General features: G+C 60.6%; 16 protein-coding genes. 8 read left to right on the top strand and 8 right to left on the bottom strand.

Annotated features, from left to right (window positions below):
• Positions 1-11: 11 nt before the first annotated feature.
• On the top strand, positions 12-1,178 hold the full coding sequence (locus ACM6I6_RS05865; protein ID WP_408598824.1) for a 1-acyl-sn-glycerol-3-phosphate acyltransferase: 1,167 nt from the start codon (positions 12-14) through the stop codon (positions 1,176-1,178).
• An 85-nt stretch (positions 1,179-1,263) separates the two neighbouring features.
• On the opposite strand, the gene ACM6I6_RS05860 is transcribed toward ACM6I6_RS05865, so the two are convergent.
• Together ACM6I6_RS05860 and ACM6I6_RS05855 are read right to left on the bottom strand one after the other, a co-directional pair.
• On the bottom strand, positions 1,264-1,542 hold the full coding sequence (locus tag ACM6I6_RS05860) for a hypothetical protein (protein WP_323606981.1): 279 nt from the start codon (positions 1,540-1,542) through the stop codon (positions 1,264-1,266).
• Positions 1,543-1,719: 177 nt separating this feature from the next.
• On the bottom strand, positions 1,720-2,304 hold the full coding sequence (locus ACM6I6_RS05855) for a YajG family lipoprotein (protein WP_056726255.1): 585 nt from the start codon (positions 2,302-2,304) through the stop codon (positions 1,720-1,722).
• 199 nt (positions 2,305-2,503) lie between these two features.
• Here ACM6I6_RS05855 and ACM6I6_RS05850 point away from each other — a divergent pair, with 199 nt between their 5' ends.
• The gene (locus ACM6I6_RS05850) at positions 2,504-2,737 is read left to right on the top strand and encodes a hypothetical protein (RefSeq protein ID WP_274074181.1); all 234 of its coding nucleotides are present in this window, start codon (positions 2,504-2,506) and stop codon (positions 2,735-2,737) included.
• A 740-nt stretch (positions 2,738-3,477) separates the two neighbouring features.
• A complete protein-coding gene (gene mqo / locus ACM6I6_RS05845; RefSeq protein ID WP_323606983.1) occupies positions 3,478-4,986 on the top strand; it encodes a malate dehydrogenase (quinone) in 1,509 nt (502 codons plus the stop codon).
• Between the two features lie 165 nt (positions 4,987-5,151).
• Here mqo and ACM6I6_RS05840 read toward each other — a convergent pair whose 3' ends face one another.
• From ACM6I6_RS05840 to ACM6I6_RS05825, 4 genes are all read right to left on the bottom strand, one after another.
• Positions 5,152-5,439 (bottom strand): PA4642 family protein, encoded by a 288-nt coding sequence (locus tag ACM6I6_RS05840; protein WP_274074179.1) that lies wholly within the window; start codon positions 5,437-5,439, stop codon positions 5,152-5,154.
• Positions 5,440-5,502: 63 nt separating this feature from the next.
• Positions 5,503-5,988 (bottom strand): hypothetical protein, encoded by a 486-nt coding sequence (locus tag ACM6I6_RS05835; RefSeq protein ID WP_274074178.1) that lies wholly within the window; start codon positions 5,986-5,988, stop codon positions 5,503-5,505.
• 154 nt (positions 5,989-6,142) lie between these two features.
• Entirely contained in the window at positions 6,143-6,616 is a 474-nt protein-coding gene (locus ACM6I6_RS05830; RefSeq protein WP_274074177.1) for a WbuC family cupin fold metalloprotein, read from the bottom strand.
• 3 nt (positions 6,617-6,619) lie between these two features.
• The gene (locus ACM6I6_RS05825; RefSeq protein ID WP_274074176.1) at positions 6,620-7,177 is read right to left on the bottom strand and encodes a hypoxanthine-guanine phosphoribosyltransferase; all 558 of its coding nucleotides are present in this window, start codon (positions 7,175-7,177) and stop codon (positions 6,620-6,622) included.
• A 176-nt stretch (positions 7,178-7,353) separates the two neighbouring features.
• Between ACM6I6_RS05825 and upp the strand changes: the two genes are divergently transcribed.
• Entirely contained in the window at positions 7,354-7,992 is a 639-nt protein-coding gene (gene upp / locus ACM6I6_RS05820) for a uracil phosphoribosyltransferase (protein WP_008060213.1), read from the top strand.
• 2 nt (positions 7,993-7,994) lie between these two features.
• Complete coding sequence (locus ACM6I6_RS05815; protein ID WP_274074175.1) at positions 7,995-9,269, top strand: uracil-xanthine permease family protein; 1,275 nt, start codon at positions 7,995-7,997, stop codon at positions 9,267-9,269.
• A 72-nt stretch (positions 9,270-9,341) separates the two neighbouring features.
• Here the strand turns inward: ACM6I6_RS05815 and hemH are convergent, their stop codons facing one another.
• Positions 9,342-10,367 carry a ferrochelatase gene (gene hemH / locus ACM6I6_RS05810; protein WP_323627072.1) on the bottom strand — a complete coding sequence of 342 codons (1,026 nt, stop codon included), beginning with the start codon at positions 10,365-10,367 and terminating at the stop codon, positions 9,342-9,344.
• Between the two features lie 13 nt (positions 10,368-10,380).
• On the bottom strand, positions 10,381-11,283 hold the full coding sequence (locus tag ACM6I6_RS05805; protein WP_323606990.1) for a TIGR01777 family oxidoreductase: 903 nt from the start codon (positions 11,281-11,283) through the stop codon (positions 10,381-10,383).
• 198 nt (positions 11,284-11,481) lie between these two features.
• Between ACM6I6_RS05805 and ACM6I6_RS05800 the strand changes: the two genes are divergently transcribed.
• From ACM6I6_RS05800 to ACM6I6_RS05790, 3 genes are all read left to right on the top strand, one after another.
• Complete coding sequence (locus ACM6I6_RS05800) at positions 11,482-12,468, top strand: NAD(P)/FAD-dependent oxidoreductase (protein WP_274074172.1); 987 nt, start codon at positions 11,482-11,484, stop codon at positions 12,466-12,468.
• A gap of 204 nt (positions 12,469-12,672) precedes the next feature.
• Positions 12,673-13,632 carry a YbgA family protein gene (locus ACM6I6_RS05795; protein ID WP_414919573.1) on the top strand — a complete coding sequence of 320 codons (960 nt, stop codon included), beginning with the start codon at positions 12,673-12,675 and terminating at the stop codon, positions 13,630-13,632.
• Positions 13,632-14,573, top strand: a complete 942-nt coding sequence (locus tag ACM6I6_RS05790) for a MerR family transcriptional regulator (protein ID WP_414919572.1) — start codon at positions 13,632-13,634, stop codon at positions 14,571-14,573. Before ACM6I6_RS05795 ends, ACM6I6_RS05790 begins: the two co-directional genes overlap by 1 nt.
• The last annotated feature ends 29 nt before the right edge of the window (positions 14,574-14,602 follow it).

Raw genomic sequence — 14,602 nt, 5'->3', positions numbered from 1 at the left:
AACAAGAGAGCATGATGGGCGAATTCGATGCCATCCGACCTTACGACGATAGCGAAGTCCCAGCGGTGCTGGCGCGACTGCTCGGCGACAAGGCGTTTCTAGATATCCTCACCCACTTCCGCTTCCCGCGTTTCGCCGGCGCCTTGGGCTGGGCGCTCAAACCTCTTATAGCTCATCGGCTGCGCCGCGAGTTCGCTGGCATCACGTCGGTGGCCACCTTGCAGGACAAGGTCGAGTACTACGTCGACCACACCATCGAGCGAGCCACGGACGGTGTGACGTACACCGGCGTGGAGCAGTTCAAGTCCGGCAGCGCCTATCTGTTCATCGCCAACCACCGTGACATCGTGATGGACCCGGCCTTCGTCAATTACGCCGTGTACCACGCCGGCCTGCCGACCCCGCGCATCGCCATCGGCGACAATCTGCTGCAAAAGCCCTTTGTCAGCGACCTGATGCGCCTGAACAAGAGCTTTATCGTGCACCGCTCGATCACCGGTCGGCGCGAGAAGATGGCGGCGTACCAACTGCTGTCGGCGTACATCAACCATTCGATCCGCAACGATTGCGCCTCGATCTGGATCGCCCAGGCCGAAGGCCGGGCCAAGGATGGTGACGACCGCACCGAGTCGGCGATCCTCAAGATGTTCCACATGAGCCGCAAGGACGAGCCGTTCGGTGAAGTCATCCGCTCGCTGAACCTGACCCCCGTGTCGATCAGCTACGAGTACGATCCATGCGACCAGGCCAAGGCCCGCGAACTCTACATCCGCGCCACCACCGGCAGCTACACCAAGGCTCCGGGCGAGGATGACGTGAGCATCGCCAAGGGCATCACCGGCTACAAGGGTCGGGTGCACGTGAACTTTGCGGCGCCCATCACCGAGCTGTTCGAAGACACCAAGCAATTGGCGGTCGAGATGGACAAGCAGATCCTCGGCGGTTACCGCCTGTTCCCGGTGCACTACCTGGCCTACGCCCAATGGCAGGATGCCGACCCGCAACTGCAGGTGCCAAGGGCCAGCGAGATATTCCCGGCCGAGGAACTGGCCAAGGCCCAGGAACAATGGCAGCAACGTCTGGACGCCTGCCCCGAGGAACATCGCCCGTTCCTGGTGCTGCAATACGCGACGCCGGTGCGCAATCAGTATCGGGTCAAGGCTGGATTGCCGCTTTAACGGCGGATACGACAACGGCGCCTTCGGGCGCCGTTTTTTATTGCTTTGACCTGTAGGAGCTGCCGCAGGCTGCGATCTTTTGCTTCTAGACCTGGGTGCTGATCCACGACACCAGCAACGCCAGCCCCATGCAGGCAAAGCCGAAGCGGTAGAAAAACCTGTTCATGCGCAGGGTGGCCCAATCCAGCGTCGGCTCCTGGTTTGGACTGCTCTGGCGCTGCGACTGCAGACTGGCCATCGCGCGCTGTTCGCGGCGGCGGGTGGCGTGCAGCAACCAACTGCCCGGAAAGGCCAGCAGCAAGGCCAACAGATTGATCAATTTGGCGGGATGGGCGGTAAACAGCGTCATCAAATGCAGCGACATCACAAACCTCAAACGTAACCGGGGCGGCAGGCACCGGACAGGTGACCGCGGGCGAATTCTACCGAAAGCCTGGGCGCCTGCCCCTGCCTTTGCGACAAATAACGAATCAAATGACCAATGGCCATGAAAAAGCCCGGGACCATTGCTGGCGCCGGGCTTTCGGCATCAGGCGAACCTTTACTCGCCGAGCACCTGACCCACGGTCGGGTCCTTGAACAAGCGGGTCAAGGCATCGCTCAACACGTCGCTGACCAGCTTGGTGTTGGTTTCCTGGTTCGGCGCCATGCCGAAACGCTGGTCCAGGGAGGCGCCATAACGGCCGCTGTAGCGACGGTTGGCATTTTGCACATCGGAGCGGAAGGTCGCGCCAATGGTTGCCTCGGTCACGTACATGCCTTCTTTGGGCGACTGGTACTTCAACTCGGCCAGGGTCACGGTGATCTGTGGCGCGTTCGCCGCATTGGCGGTCGGGGTGAAGCCCAGCAAGCGCACGGCCGCTTCGGCCTGCGCCTGCAGTTTCGGCAGGATCTGCGCGCCCTGCACGGTAATCGCGCTGGTTTCCGGGTACAGGCCGCCACGGGTACCCAGGGTTGGCGACGGACGTCCGTCGACCACGCGCACCACCACCGGCTGGCCGTGGCCGACCGGCGCCAGTTGCGCCGTCAGCTTGGGTTCCGGGTTCAGTTGTTGCGGGCTGTGGGCGCAGCCGACCAACGTCAAGCTGGTCACAGTGATCAAACCGAACAACAGGCGTTGCAACATACTCTTCTCTCCAGAATCAGGCACTAACAGGCCCGCAGTATAGCGGTGCGCCGCTGCAGCGAACCAGCGCAACCATTGAGGAAAGTTCTGACAAATCTTTCAGAATCGGCTGCCTGTCACGCATCTGTCATCGCCCATACACTTGCGCGTCACGGCTCACTGCCATTCTCCACCGCAGTCACCCACAAGGTACTTCGCCATGCGCTTTCTCGTTTCGCTGTTCGCCCCACGCCCACGGCACCGCAGCTTTGCCCTGCTCGACAGCAACGGCCATTGCCAGGCATTCAAGCAGTGCAGCCTACAGCCCATGGGCGATGGTTGGGTCGAAATCGAGGAAATTCGCCTCAACTGGCTGCAGCAACCCCTGCCCGCCAGTGCCCGCGTCAGCCAGCATCCACCTCGCTCACGGGTGCAACAGTTGCTGGCGACCTGACCAGACGCCTAATAAAAGTCATTAAACACGACCAATTCCCTGCGTTTCTTCGCTACAATCTCCCCCCGATTATAAGGACGTCTCCTGATCGGGCCTCGCAGTATCGTCAATGCTTCGGTTTTGGCACCCCGCACCGCCCACAGAGAGCCGCCCACACAGATCGAGTGAAGCTGGCGCGCTTGCTGTTCCTCAAGCACAACCACCGCTTTTCGCGAATCTGCAGAGCTGTCATTACGCTCGGTCACTGAGCTGTTTGCCCGTATTGCCCGCCATGAATGTCCTGGCGGCAGACGTTCCGGGCACGGTGCCAGGCTGGGACAGCCCTTTTTTGAGGTTCACGTCTTCAAAAGAGCGTGAAAAAAACGGGTTTTCACAACTTCACAAGAGTGTGGCGAGCAAATGAATAGTTTTGCGTCTGAATATGCACCATTAGCGTCCAGTACAGCCCAACGACACAGGACCGAGTACACCTCGAATACCGGAGCCTGAAGCCTGTCCGCTACGGATTTGGTTGCACAAGCGGATGTATCGACCATAAGTCGAATTGCCAGTCGCCCGTTGAAATGAGTTCATAGGACTCTTAGTAGACCCGGCCGGTAGCATCCGTCGAAGTTGCGAAAAATTGCGAAGATTCGGACATGGCGATACTGCCATGAGTTTGAGGGGCATCACTGACTCGCCCCGGAACGCCTGGCAGCCATGCCGACAATTTGGTGCTGCAGATTTTGGAGACGCGTTAAATGGCGCATAACGAAGCAGTCGACGTAGTACTGGTTGGGGCCGGCATCATGAGTGCCACCCTTGCAGTACTGCTCAAAGAGCTCGACCCCGCGATCAAGCTGGAAGTCGTCGAGCTGATGGATTCCGGTGCCGCGGAGAGTTCCAACCCGTGGAACAACGCCGGTACCGGTCACGCCGGCCTGTGCGAGCTGAACTACACGCCGCAGGCTGCCGATGGCACCGTCGACATCAAGAAAGCCGTGCACATCAACACCCAGTTCGAGGTGTCGAAGCAGTTCTGGTCGTACCTGACCAAGAAAGGCACGTTCGGCTCGTGCAAATCGTTTATCAGCCCGGTGCCACACCTGAGTTTCGTGCAGGGCGAGAGCGGCGTGTCCTTCCTCAAGGAACGCTTCAACGTGCTGCATAAGCACCACGCCTTCGCTGACATGGAATACACCGAAGACAAGGCGACAATGGCAGAGTGGATGCCATTGATGATGCCTGGGCGCGACCCTGGCGAAACCCTCGCCGCCACCCGCGTGATCAACGGTACCGACGTCAACTTCGGCGCCCTGACCAACCAGTTGCTCAAGCACCTGACCAGCGCCCCCGATGCCCAGGTCAAGTACTGCAAGCGCGTGACCGGCCTCAAGCGCAACAACGGCGGCTGGACTGTCAGCATCAAGGACGTCAACAGCGGCAACAGCCGTGAAGTCGACGCCAAGTTCGTCTTCCTCGGCGCCGGTGGTGCGGCATTGCCGCTGCTGCAGGCTTCGGGCATCGAAGAGAGCAAAGGCTTCGGCGGTTTCCCGATCAGTGGCCAATGGCTGCGCTGCGACAACCCGGAAGTGGTCAAGCACCACCAGGCCAAGGTCTACAGCCAGGCGGCCGTAGGCTCGCCACCGATGTCCGTACCGCACCTGGACACCCGTGTCGTCGATGGCAAGAAATCCCTGCTGTTCGGACCTTACGCCGGCTTCACCACCAAGTTCCTCAAGCACGGCTCCTTCATGGACCTGCCGCTGTCGGTTCGCGCCGGCAACATCGGCCCGATGCTGGCGGTGGCGAAAAACAACATGGACCTGACCAAGTACCTGGTCAGCGAAGTGATGCAGTCGATGGAGCAGCGCCTGGAGTCCCTGCGTCGCTTCTACCCTGAAGCGAAAGCCGAAGACTGGCGCCTGGAAGTGGCCGGCCAACGGGTACAGATCATCAAGAAAGACCCGAAAAAAGGCGGCGTCCTGCAATTCGGTACCGAACTGGTCGCGGCCAAGGACGGCTCCCTTGCTGCCCTGCTCGGTGCCTCGCCAGGTGCTTCGGTGACGGTTTCGATCATGCTCGAGCTGATCGAAAAATGCTTCCCGGGCAAAGCCAAGGGTGAGTGGGCTGCCAAATTGGCAGAGATCTTCCCGGCCCGCGAGAAAGTCCTGGAAACCGACGCTGCGCTGTATCGCAAGATCAACTCGCAGAACAACGTTGCCCTGGAACTGGTTGAAGAAAGCAGCGAGACCCCAAGCTTCGCTTGATTCGGCCGCATAAAAAACGCCCCGTCAATCCATGATGGCGGGGCGTTTTTTTATGCCTTTTTGTAGGAGCTGGCTTGCCAGCGAAAGGAGACGCCGCGGTATGCCAGTGACACCGCCTTCGCCGGCAAGCCGGCTCCTACAAGGGGCCCGATGTTTTACAGACGGTCAGCCGCGAGCCTTGTTGATCAACTCGATGTATTCCGGCGCATTGCGCTGATCCTGGATCAAGGCAACGAAATCATTGCCGTGCTCATCCTTGCCGTTCACGTCATAACCTGCCTCGACGAAGAACGTCAGGAAACGCTCGAAGTCGTCGATCCGCAGGCCACGATAGGCCTTGATCAGCTTGTGCAGGGACGGAGAAGTCGCGTCGACCGGCTCGAAATCGAGGAACAACTTGATCTGCTCATCGCCGATCTCGTCACCAATCACTTGTTTCTTATCTTTACGCATTGCCGACTCCAGCTCGCAGACATTTCACGGGGCGGGCAGTTTACCCCTGCGCGGGCGCCGGGCTCAACGCGGACGAACAGCCCCGGTGTGCAGATCGGCCCAGATGTGGCCGTTGGCGTAGCTGAGAAACTGGCAATACACCGTGTCGTTGCGCAACAAATCGATGACCACCCGGTACTGGGCCAGCGGGTAATAAAGCGTCAGGGTCTTGCTCTTGTCGTCGTACAGCGGCTTCTTCAGGCTTTTGCTTTCGCCATCGAAATTGACCAGTACCTGATTGATGGTCGCGCCCTTGTTCAAGGGTTTGCCCTTGAGGCGAATCATCAGCGGCGAGGTGACAGGGATCGGCTGCTGGCTGGACTGGCGCTGACTGCCGACCACCACCGAATATTCGGTGACTTGCAGCAGTTGTTGCTGCTCGGGTTCGGCATCACGCAGGGTCAGGTCGTCCGGCGGTAAAAATTGACTGTGCATCGGTGCCGGGGCGGCGGCCAAGGGCAGGCTGAGGGACAGCAACAGGGCGGCACAGCAGCGGATCGAACGGCTCATGACAGGCTCCGGAATCGGGGCCGTGCACTCTAGCATGGGCGGATGAAAGTGAGTCTGTGAACACAACCCCCTGTGGGAGCGGGCTTGCTCGCGAAGACGGCGTGTCAGCTTACACACCGCTTTCGCGAGCAAGCTCGCTCCTACAGTTGGAGAATCAATCGAATTGCGCGCGCATCCAGGCCTGATACTCGGCAACACCGGGTTCGCCTTCACGCGGTGCCCAGTGCGCCAGCTCACCTTCGCCCACCGGACGATAGGGACCCGCCTTGCACTCGAACATCAGGCTGTCGGCTTCGAGCACCACCAGGCCATGGAACACACCGGTCGGCAAATCGACGCCGACGCACTCGCCGCCAGCCTGCAGGATCTGCTTTTTCACCACTGCGCCAGCCTCGTCGAAAATCAACAGCCCAAGCCGTCCCTTAAGGACCAGCAAGGTCTCGGCCTTGTTTTCACCCAGGTGGCGGTGCGGCGGAATATAGGTGCTCGGTTGCAGACCCACCGCCATCCGGTGGCAGGCGTCTTCCATCTGGTGGAAGTTGTGATGCTGGCGCCCACGGGGATTGGCCACGGCTTTCTCGGCCAATTCAGTGAACAGCGTTTGATCAAGAAAGCTCGGTGTGGCCATTACTTACATTCCTTTAACGGCAAAAATCCCGTTGGCGTTACGCCAGTAGCCTTTGTAGTCCATGCCGTAGCCAAAGATGTAACGGTCGATGCACGGCAGGCCGACGAAATCGGCCTTCAGGTCCGGACGAGCCTTGCGGTCGTGGTCCTTGTCGATCAGCACGGCGGTGTGCACTTTACGCGCGCCGGCGTGCTTGCAGAAGTCAATGATAGCGCCGAGGGTATGACCTTCGTCGAGGATGTCGTCGATGATCAGCACATCACGGTCGATGAACGAAATTTCCGGCTTGGCTTTCCAGAACAGCTCGCCGCCGCTGGTTTCGTTGCGATAGCGGGTGGCGTGCAGGTAGGACGCTTCCAGCGGAAATTGCAGGTGAGTGAGCAGTTTGCCGGCGAAAATCAGGCCGCCGTTCATCACGCAGAACACCACCGGGTTGCTGTCCGCCAGTTGATCGTTGATGTGTGCACCGACGCGGGCGATGGCTGCCTCGACTTCAGCTTCGGTGTACAGGCAGTCAGCCTCTCGCATGATTTGACGGATATGCTCGAGATCAGCGGACATGGCGTTCTCCTGGGGGGTGGTATCGGGGGGACTAAGTGCGGAAAAGCGGGCAAAGGTACGCATCCTGCGAGGCCAGATCAAGCGTTTGTGGACTAACGTACTTTATGTCTATAGGACATCACCCTCGGATAGATTAATCTAGGCCGGTTTTTTTGCCCGCCGCCGGAGCCTTTCCCATGCCCATCCTCGAGATCCGCCACCCGCTGATCCGCCACAAACTCGGCCTGATGCGCCGCGCAGACATCAGCACCAAGAATTTCCGCGAGCTCGCTCAGGAAGTCGGTGCCCTGCTGACCTATGAAGCCACCAAGGACCTGCCGCTGGAAACCTACGACATCGAAGGTTGGTGCGGCACTGTGTCGGTGGAGAAAATCGCCGGCAAGAAGATTACCGTCGTACCGATCCTGCGCGCCGGTATCGGCATGCTCGAAGGCGTGCTCAGCCTGATCCCGGGCGCCAAGGTCAGCGCCGTGGGCGTGGCCCGCAACGAGGAAACCCTCGAAGCCCACACCTACCTCGAGAAACTGGTGCCGGAAATCGACGAACGCCTGGCCATGATCATCGACCCGATGCTCGCCACCGGCGGCTCGATGGTTGCCACCATCGACCTGTTGAAAAAGGCCGGCTGCAAGGACATCCGCGCCATGGTGCTGGTCGCTGCACCCGAAGGTATCGCCGTGGTCGAGAAAGCTCACCCGGACGTGATCATCTACACCGCTTCGATCGACCAGAAACTCAACGAACACGGTTACATCATCCCGGGCCTGGGCGATGCTGGCGACAAGATCTTCGGCACCAAGCAGAAGGACGCGTAAGCATGCAGCAAGAGTTCAACGATCCGCTCTGGCGCACGGTGCTGTCTGGCGCCCAGATGCTGTTCGTGGCCTTCGGCGCCCTGGTGTTGATGCCGCTGATCACGGGGCTCGACCCCAATGTGGCACTGTTTACCGCAGGCCTGGGGACAATTCTGTTCCAGGTCGTCACCGGGCGCCAGGTGCCGGTATTCCTGGCGTCGAGCTTCGCCTTCATCACCCCGATCATTCTCGCCAAGGGCCAGTTCGGCCTCGCCGCGACCATGGGCGGCGTGATGGCAGCCGGTTTTGTCTATACCTTCCTCGGCCTGGCCGTGAAAATCAAAGGCACCGGCTTCATCGACCGCCTGCTGCCGCCGGTGGTGATTGGCCCGGTGATCATCTCCATTGGCCTGGCCATGGCGCCGATCGCCGCCAACATGGCGATGGGCAAGGCCGGTGACGGCAGTGAACTGATTCATTACCAGACGGCAATGCTGATCTCGATGCCAGCCTTGCTGACCACCCTGATCGTCGCGGTGTTCGGCAAAGGCATTTTCCGCCTGGTGCCGATCATCTCCGGCGTGCTGGTGGGCTTTGGCATGGCGTTCTACTTTGGCGTGGTCGACACCGCGAAGATTGCGGCGGCCCCCTGGTTCGCCATTCCGCACTTCACCGCTCCGGAATTCAACTGGCAGGCGATCCTGTTCATCGTTCCGGTGGCCCTGGCCCCGGCCATCGAGCACATCGGCGGCGTGATCGCCGTGGGTAGCGTGACCGGTCGCGATTACCTGAAAAAACCCGGCCTGCACCGCACCCTGCTGGGCGACGGCATTGCCACCACTGCCGCGGGCCTGTTCGGCGGTCCACCCAACACCACGTACGCCGAAGTCACCGGCGCGGTGATGCTGACCAAGAACTACAACCCGAAAATCATGACCTGGGCAGCGATCTTCGCCATCAGCCTGGCGTTCATCGGCAAATTCGGTGCGCTGCTGCAAAGCATTCCGGTGCCGGTGATGGGCGGGATTCTCTGCCTGTTGTTCGGCTCGATTGCGGCCGTGGGGATGAACACGCTGATTCGCCACAAGATCGACCTGGGCGAAGCGCGCAACCTGGTGATCGTCTCGGTGACCCTGGTGTTCGGTATTGGCGGCGTACTGGTCGGTACGGGCACAGGCCCGGACGACTTCGGCCTCAAAGGCATCGCGCTGTGCGCGGTGGTGGCGATTGCGCTGAACCTGATCCTGCCGGGCAATGACAGCTGGAAGCACAAGAAGGCGGATGAGCCGCTGATCTAAGGCAGCCTTGAGGACGCCATCGCGGGCAAGCCACGCTCCTACAAGAGCGTGGCTTGCCCGCGATGGATGCTTTTAAAGCACCAACGGTGCCCGCTCGCACAACGCACTCAACGCCTTCGCCCACTGCGGGTCATCGTTGAGGCACGGCACCAGCACCAACTCCTCTCCCCCCGCTTCGCGGAACTGCTCCAGCCCGCGATCGCCGATCTCTTCCAGGGTCTCGATGCAATCGGCCACGAAGGCCGGGCACATCACCAGCACTTTCTTCACGCCGCTTTTGCCGAGCTCGTCCAGGCGCGCTTCGGTGTAGGGCTCGATCCATTTGGCTCGCCCCAGGCGCGACTGGAACGACACCGACCATTTGCCATCCGGCAACCCCAGGCGCTTGGCGAACTCGGATGCCGTGCGCAGGCATTGGGCGCGGTAGCAGGTCATCAATACTGCTGGCGAAGCGTTCAGGCAGCAATTCTCGCCTCGCAAGCAATGGTGACCGGTAGGGTCGATCTTGGTCAGGTGCCGCTCCGGTAAACCGTGGAAACTCAACAGCAGGTGATCGTAATCCTGCAGCAAATACGGCTTGGCGCTGGCCACCAGCGCATCGAGGTATTCCGGTTGATCGTAGAACGGCTGGAGCACCGACAGTTGCACGTCGAGGTTTTTCTCACGCAGCACGCGCTTGGCTTCCTCGATCACCGTGGTGGTGGTGCTGTCGGCGAACTGTGGATAAAGCGGTGCCAGGGTGATCCGCTTATGCCCTTGGGCTGCCAGGCGCACCAGTGCCGACTCGATCGACGGCTCACCGTAACGCATCGCCAACTCCACCGGGCCATGGTGCCACTGCGCAGTCATTGCCTGTTGCAGGCGACGGCTGAGCACCACCAGCGGCGAACCCTCGTCCCACCAGATCGACGCGTAGGCATGCGCCGACTGCTCGGGACGCTTGATCAGGATCAGCGACACCAGCAAGCGCCGCAGCGGCCATGGCAGGTCGATGACGTACGGGTCCATCAGAAACTGATTGAGGTAGCGGCGCACGTCCGCCACCGAAGTGGAGGCCGGTGAGCCCAGGTTGACCAGAAGCAACGGGTGATCGGTCATGCAACGTCCTATTTCAAAGGCGGCTGGATAAATCGTCCAGGGCCGCGCGCAAATCAGTGAACTGGAAAGTGAAACCCGCTTCCAGCAAGCGAGCCGGTACGGCCTTCTGGCCGCCCAGCAAAAGCAATGACAACTCGCCCAGGCACACCTTCAACGCCAGGGTTGGCAAGGGCATGAACGACGGGCGATTCAGCACGCTGCCCAATGTCTTGGCAAACTCGCGATTGCGCACCGGGTTGGGCGCGCAGGCATTATAAGGACCACTGGCGCTTTGCCGATGCAGAAGAAAATCAATCAGGGCGATTTGGTCGTTGATATGAATCCACGGCATCCACTGCCGGCCGCTGCCGATAGGCCCGCCCAGCCCCAGTTTGAAGGGCAGCAACAGGCGCGACAAAAAGCCGCCGTCCGCCGACAACACCAGTCCGGTGCGAATGAAGATCACGCGAATGCCCAAACCCTCGGCACGCTGGGCGGTTTCCTCCCAGGCGATGCATAACTGGCTGGCGAAGTCATCGATGACCGGCGGCGAATCCTCGCTCAGTTCACGCTCACCCCCATCGCCGTACCAGCCGACCGCGGACCCCGAAATCAATACCTGCGGTTTCTGTTCACGGCTTTCGAGCCAGGCGAGCAGGGCTTCAGTCAGGGTGATGCGGCTACTCCACAGCAGGGCCTTGCGCTTGTGGGTCCACGGGCGATCGGCAATCGGCGCGCCGGCCAGATTGACGATGGCGTCCACCGGCTCTTGCCCGAGCTCTTCAAGCCGTGCGATACCACGCACCTGGGCACCGCAGATTTTCGCGACTTTTGCAGGGGTCCGACTCCAGACGGTAAGGCGGTGTCCCTGGCTCAACCAGTGTCGGCAGAGCTGACGTCCTATCAAACCAGTACCGCCGGTCAGCAATATGTGCATGACTTCTTCCTCGCGTGGCGTTTTACCCTGATCACTAGTCTATTTTTATAAGCAAGGGATCTTTTGGTATCGGGCAGGCTCTGTGTTTAACAATAGGCCAAGCTGTCAGAACGAGAACGCTGAAAGTTATACCAAAAAACAATATTGTACAGGTTTCAACCCCGGCGTAGTCTGTACAGACAGGTAAACGAGGCCCTTATGACTGTACCTATCGCAATCATCGGCACCGGCATTGCCGGACTCTCAGCCGCACAAGCCCTGACCGACCTGGGGCATGTCGTGCAACTTTTCGATAAAAGCCGCGGCAGTGGCGGACGCATGTCGAGCAAGCGCAGCGATGCGGGTGCCCTGGACATGGGCGCGCAATATTTCACCGCCCGCGACCGCCGTTTTGTCACCGAAGTCCAGCGCTGGCAAGCCAATGGCTGGGTCGCGGAATGGACGCCGCAGCTGTATACCTACCATGGCGGCCGGCTCGATCTGTCGCCGGACGAACAGACGCGCTGGGTCGGCACCCCGCGCATGAGCGCCATCACCCGTGCCCTGCTCGGCGACCTGGAAGTGCATTTCGCCTGCCGGATCACCGAGGTGTATCGCGGCGAAGAACACTGGCATCTGCAGGATGCCGAAGGTTTCACCCACGGCCCGTTCAGTCACGTGATCATCGCCACTCCGGCACCCCAGGCCACCGCGCTGCTGGCCTCCGCGCCGAAGCTCGCGGGCGCCGCCGCAGGTGTAAAAATGGACCCTACCTGGGCCGTTGCCCTGGCCTTCGAGACACCCCTGGAAACGCCCATCGAGGGCTGCTTCGTGCAAGACAGTCCGCTTGACTGGCTGGCTCGCAACCGCAGCAAACCGGGGCGCGACAACACCCTCGACACCTGGGTGCTGCACGCCACCAGTGCCTGGAGCCGCCAGCATATCGACCTGCCGAAAGAAGCGGTGATCGAGCAATTGCATGGCGCGTTCGCCGAGCTGTTGCACGACGCCATGCCCGCACCCAGCTTCAGCCTGGCCCACCGCTGGCTCTACGCCCGCCCCGCCAGCAGTCATGAATGGGCCACCCTGGCCGATGCCGACCTGGGCCTGTATGCGTGTGGCGACTGGTGCCTGTCCGGCCGCGTGGAAGGTGCATGGCTCAGCGGCCAGGAAGCCGCCCGCCGCCTGCATGCACACTTGCAATAACGCAACACCGCGACACTGGCTTGCCAGCGATGAACGATAACGTGGTGTGCTGAACACCGCCGTACCTGGATCGCTGGCAACGTCGCTGAGACAAGCCACGCAAAAACCTGTACAAGAAATTTGACTTGTACACCTTTGAATCTATGATGAACCTATGTTGTACAGCCTTTTAGCTCTGTACAGGTTTAGATTCCGAGGTACTCGATGCCCCTGCCCTCCGCCAAACCAAAAATTGCCATCAGCGCCTGCCTGATGGGTTTTGACGTGCGCTACAACGGCGGCCACAAGGCATCACCGCTGTGCCGCCAGGTCCTCGGCGAATACTTCGATTTTGTCCCCATCTGCCCGGAAGTCGCCATCGGCCTGGGCATTCCGCGCCAGCCCATCCGGCTGGTGGGCGATGCTCAGGCTCCCCAGGCCGTCGGCACGGTCGATCGCGACCTCGATGTCACCCAGCCGCTGGCGGACTATGGCCGCCATATGGCGGCGGAGCTAGGCGATATCTGCGGTTACATCTTCATGCAGCAATCCCCTTCCTGCGGCCTGGAGCGGGTCAAGGTCTACCACGCCAACGGCGCCCCGGTGACTGGTGGTGGCCGGGGCATCTACGCCCGGGCGTTCTGCGCCCTGCAAGCGGATCTGCCGGTGGAAGAGGACGGTCGGCTCAACGACCCGGTGCTGCGCGAAAACTTTCTCACCCGCGTATTCGCCTACAGCGCCTGGCAACAATTGTTACAGGAGGGCCTGAGCCGCCGCGGCCTGACAACATTTCACTCCCGCTACAAATACCTGCTGATGGCCCACAACCCGATGCAATACAAAACCCTCGGCAATCTGCTGGGCAACATGGGCCAGACCGACCCGCAGGAACTCGGGCCGCGCTACTTCAGCCAACTGATGGCCGCCCTGAAGAAATGTGCCACCCGCCGCACCCACACCAATGTGTTGCATCACCTGAGCGGTTACCTGAAAAAAACCCTCAGCGCCGAGGACAAGCAGGAAATGCAACACCTCATCGGTCAATACCGCCAAGGCATCGTGCCGCTGGTGGTGCCGCTGACGTTGCTCAAGCATCACTTTCGCCAACACCCGGACCCGTACATCGACCAGCAGGTGTACCTGCAACCCCATCCGGAAAATCTCAGCCTGCGAAACGCCATCTGATGAAACCCCTACTCGACAGCAGCGCCAGCGAAGACCTCGGTGCCGACTTCAAGAAGGCCCTGGACGAAGGCTGGCTGCCGATCCGCGAAGTCGCCCGGCAGACCGGGGTGAACGCCGTGACGCTGCGAGCCTGGGAACGTCGCTATGGCCTGATCGTGCCGCAACGCACACCCAAGGGGCACCGGCTGTTCTCGGCTGAACATGTACAGCGCATTTTGGCGATCCTCACCTGGATCAACCGCGGCGTGGCGGTCAGCCAGGTCAAGCAATTGCTCGACACCCCGCAGGCCTTCAGCGGGTTCGTTGAAAACGATTGGCAGGTGTTGCGCCATACCTTGCTGCACGCCGTCTCGCAGCTGAGCGAACGAACCCTGGACGACACCGTCAACCAGGCCATGGCGCTCTACCCGCCACGCACCCTGTGCGAGCAGTTGCTCCTGCCCCTGCTGGCGGAACTTGAACAGCGCTGGCAAGGGCAGTTCGGCACGCAGATGGAACGGGTATTTTTTTACTCCTGGCTGCGTAGCAAGTTTGGCGCGCGCATCTACCATGACAATCGTCAGTTACACAGCGCGCCACTGCTGTTGATCAACCACTCGGACCTGCCACTTGAACCTCACCTGTGGCTCACCGCGTGGTTGATCAGCAGCGCCGATTGCCCGGTGCAAGTGTTTGACTGGCCACTCCCGGCCAGCGAACTGGCAATGGCTGTCGATCTACTGCAACCACGGGCCGTCTTGCTGTATTCCAGCAAAGCGATAAACCTTTCACAGGTGGTGAAACTTTTAAATGGCGCCAGTTGCCCAAAAATGATCGCCGGACCCACGGTGTGCATTCACAACACCGAGTTGTCCGCAATAACGTCAGGGATCGCTGATCTGTACCTGGCCGACAATCCGTTGGCGGCGCACCAGGTACTGGTTCAATGCGGGCTCGTTTAATGGCATTCCAACGGTTCGAGCGGACACCC

Source organism: Pseudomonas sp. IT-P218, from assembly GCF_949767605.1.
GTDB classification, from domain to species: domain Bacteria; phylum Pseudomonadota; class Gammaproteobacteria; order Pseudomonadales; family Pseudomonadaceae; genus Aquipseudomonas; species Aquipseudomonas putida_AE.
Note: the sequence above shows the minus strand (reverse complement) of the source record. Positions and strands in the feature narration are given on the sequence as shown.

Excerpts from the sequence above, each read along its gene's own strand:
- ACM6I6_RS05835 (WP_274074178.1), bottom strand. The coding sequence starts at position 5,988 with ATGAGCCGTTCGATCCGCTGCTGTGCCGCCCTGTTGCTGTCCCTCAGC.
- ACM6I6_RS05840 (WP_274074179.1), bottom strand. The coding sequence starts at position 5,439 with ATGCGTAAAGATAAGAAACAAGTGATTGGTGACGAGATCGGCGATGAG.
- ACM6I6_RS05800 (WP_274074172.1), top strand. The coding sequence starts at position 11,482 with ATGACTGTACCTATCGCAATCATCGGCACCGGCATTGCCGGACTCTCA.
- ACM6I6_RS05855 (WP_056726255.1), bottom strand. The coding sequence starts at position 2,304 with ATGTTGCAACGCCTGTTGTTCGGTTTGATCACTGTGACCAGCTTGACG.
- hemH (WP_323627072.1), bottom strand. The coding sequence starts at position 10,367 with ATGACCGATCACCCGTTGCTTCTGGTCAACCTGGGCTCACCGGCCTCC.
- ACM6I6_RS05805 (WP_323606990.1), bottom strand. The coding sequence starts at position 11,283 with ATGCACATATTGCTGACCGGCGGTACTGGTTTGATAGGACGTCAGCTC.
- ACM6I6_RS05850 (WP_274074181.1), top strand. The coding sequence starts at position 2,504 with ATGCGCTTTCTCGTTTCGCTGTTCGCCCCACGCCCACGGCACCGCAGC.
- ACM6I6_RS05825 (WP_274074176.1), bottom strand. The coding sequence starts at position 7,177 with ATGTCCGCTGATCTCGAGCATATCCGTCAAATCATGCGAGAGGCTGAC.
- ACM6I6_RS05795 (WP_414919573.1), top strand. The coding sequence starts at position 12,673 with ATGCCCCTGCCCTCCGCCAAACCAAAAATTGCCATCAGCGCCTGCCTG.
- mqo (WP_323606983.1), top strand. The coding sequence starts at position 3,478 with ATGGCGCATAACGAAGCAGTCGACGTAGTACTGGTTGGGGCCGGCATC.
- upp (WP_008060213.1), top strand. The coding sequence starts at position 7,354 with ATGCCCATCCTCGAGATCCGCCACCCGCTGATCCGCCACAAACTCGGC.
- ACM6I6_RS05860 (WP_323606981.1), bottom strand. The coding sequence starts at position 1,542 with ATGTCGCTGCATTTGATGACGCTGTTTACCGCCCATCCCGCCAAATTG.
- ACM6I6_RS05830 (WP_274074177.1), bottom strand. The coding sequence starts at position 6,616 with ATGGCCACACCGAGCTTTCTTGATCAAACGCTGTTCACTGAATTGGCC.
- ACM6I6_RS05790 (WP_414919572.1), top strand. The coding sequence starts at position 13,632 with ATGAAACCCCTACTCGACAGCAGCGCCAGCGAAGACCTCGGTGCCGAC.
- ACM6I6_RS05815 (WP_274074175.1), top strand. The coding sequence starts at position 7,995 with ATGCAGCAAGAGTTCAACGATCCGCTCTGGCGCACGGTGCTGTCTGGC.
- ACM6I6_RS05865 (WP_408598824.1), top strand. The coding sequence starts at position 12 with ATGATGGGCGAATTCGATGCCATCCGACCTTACGACGATAGCGAAGTC.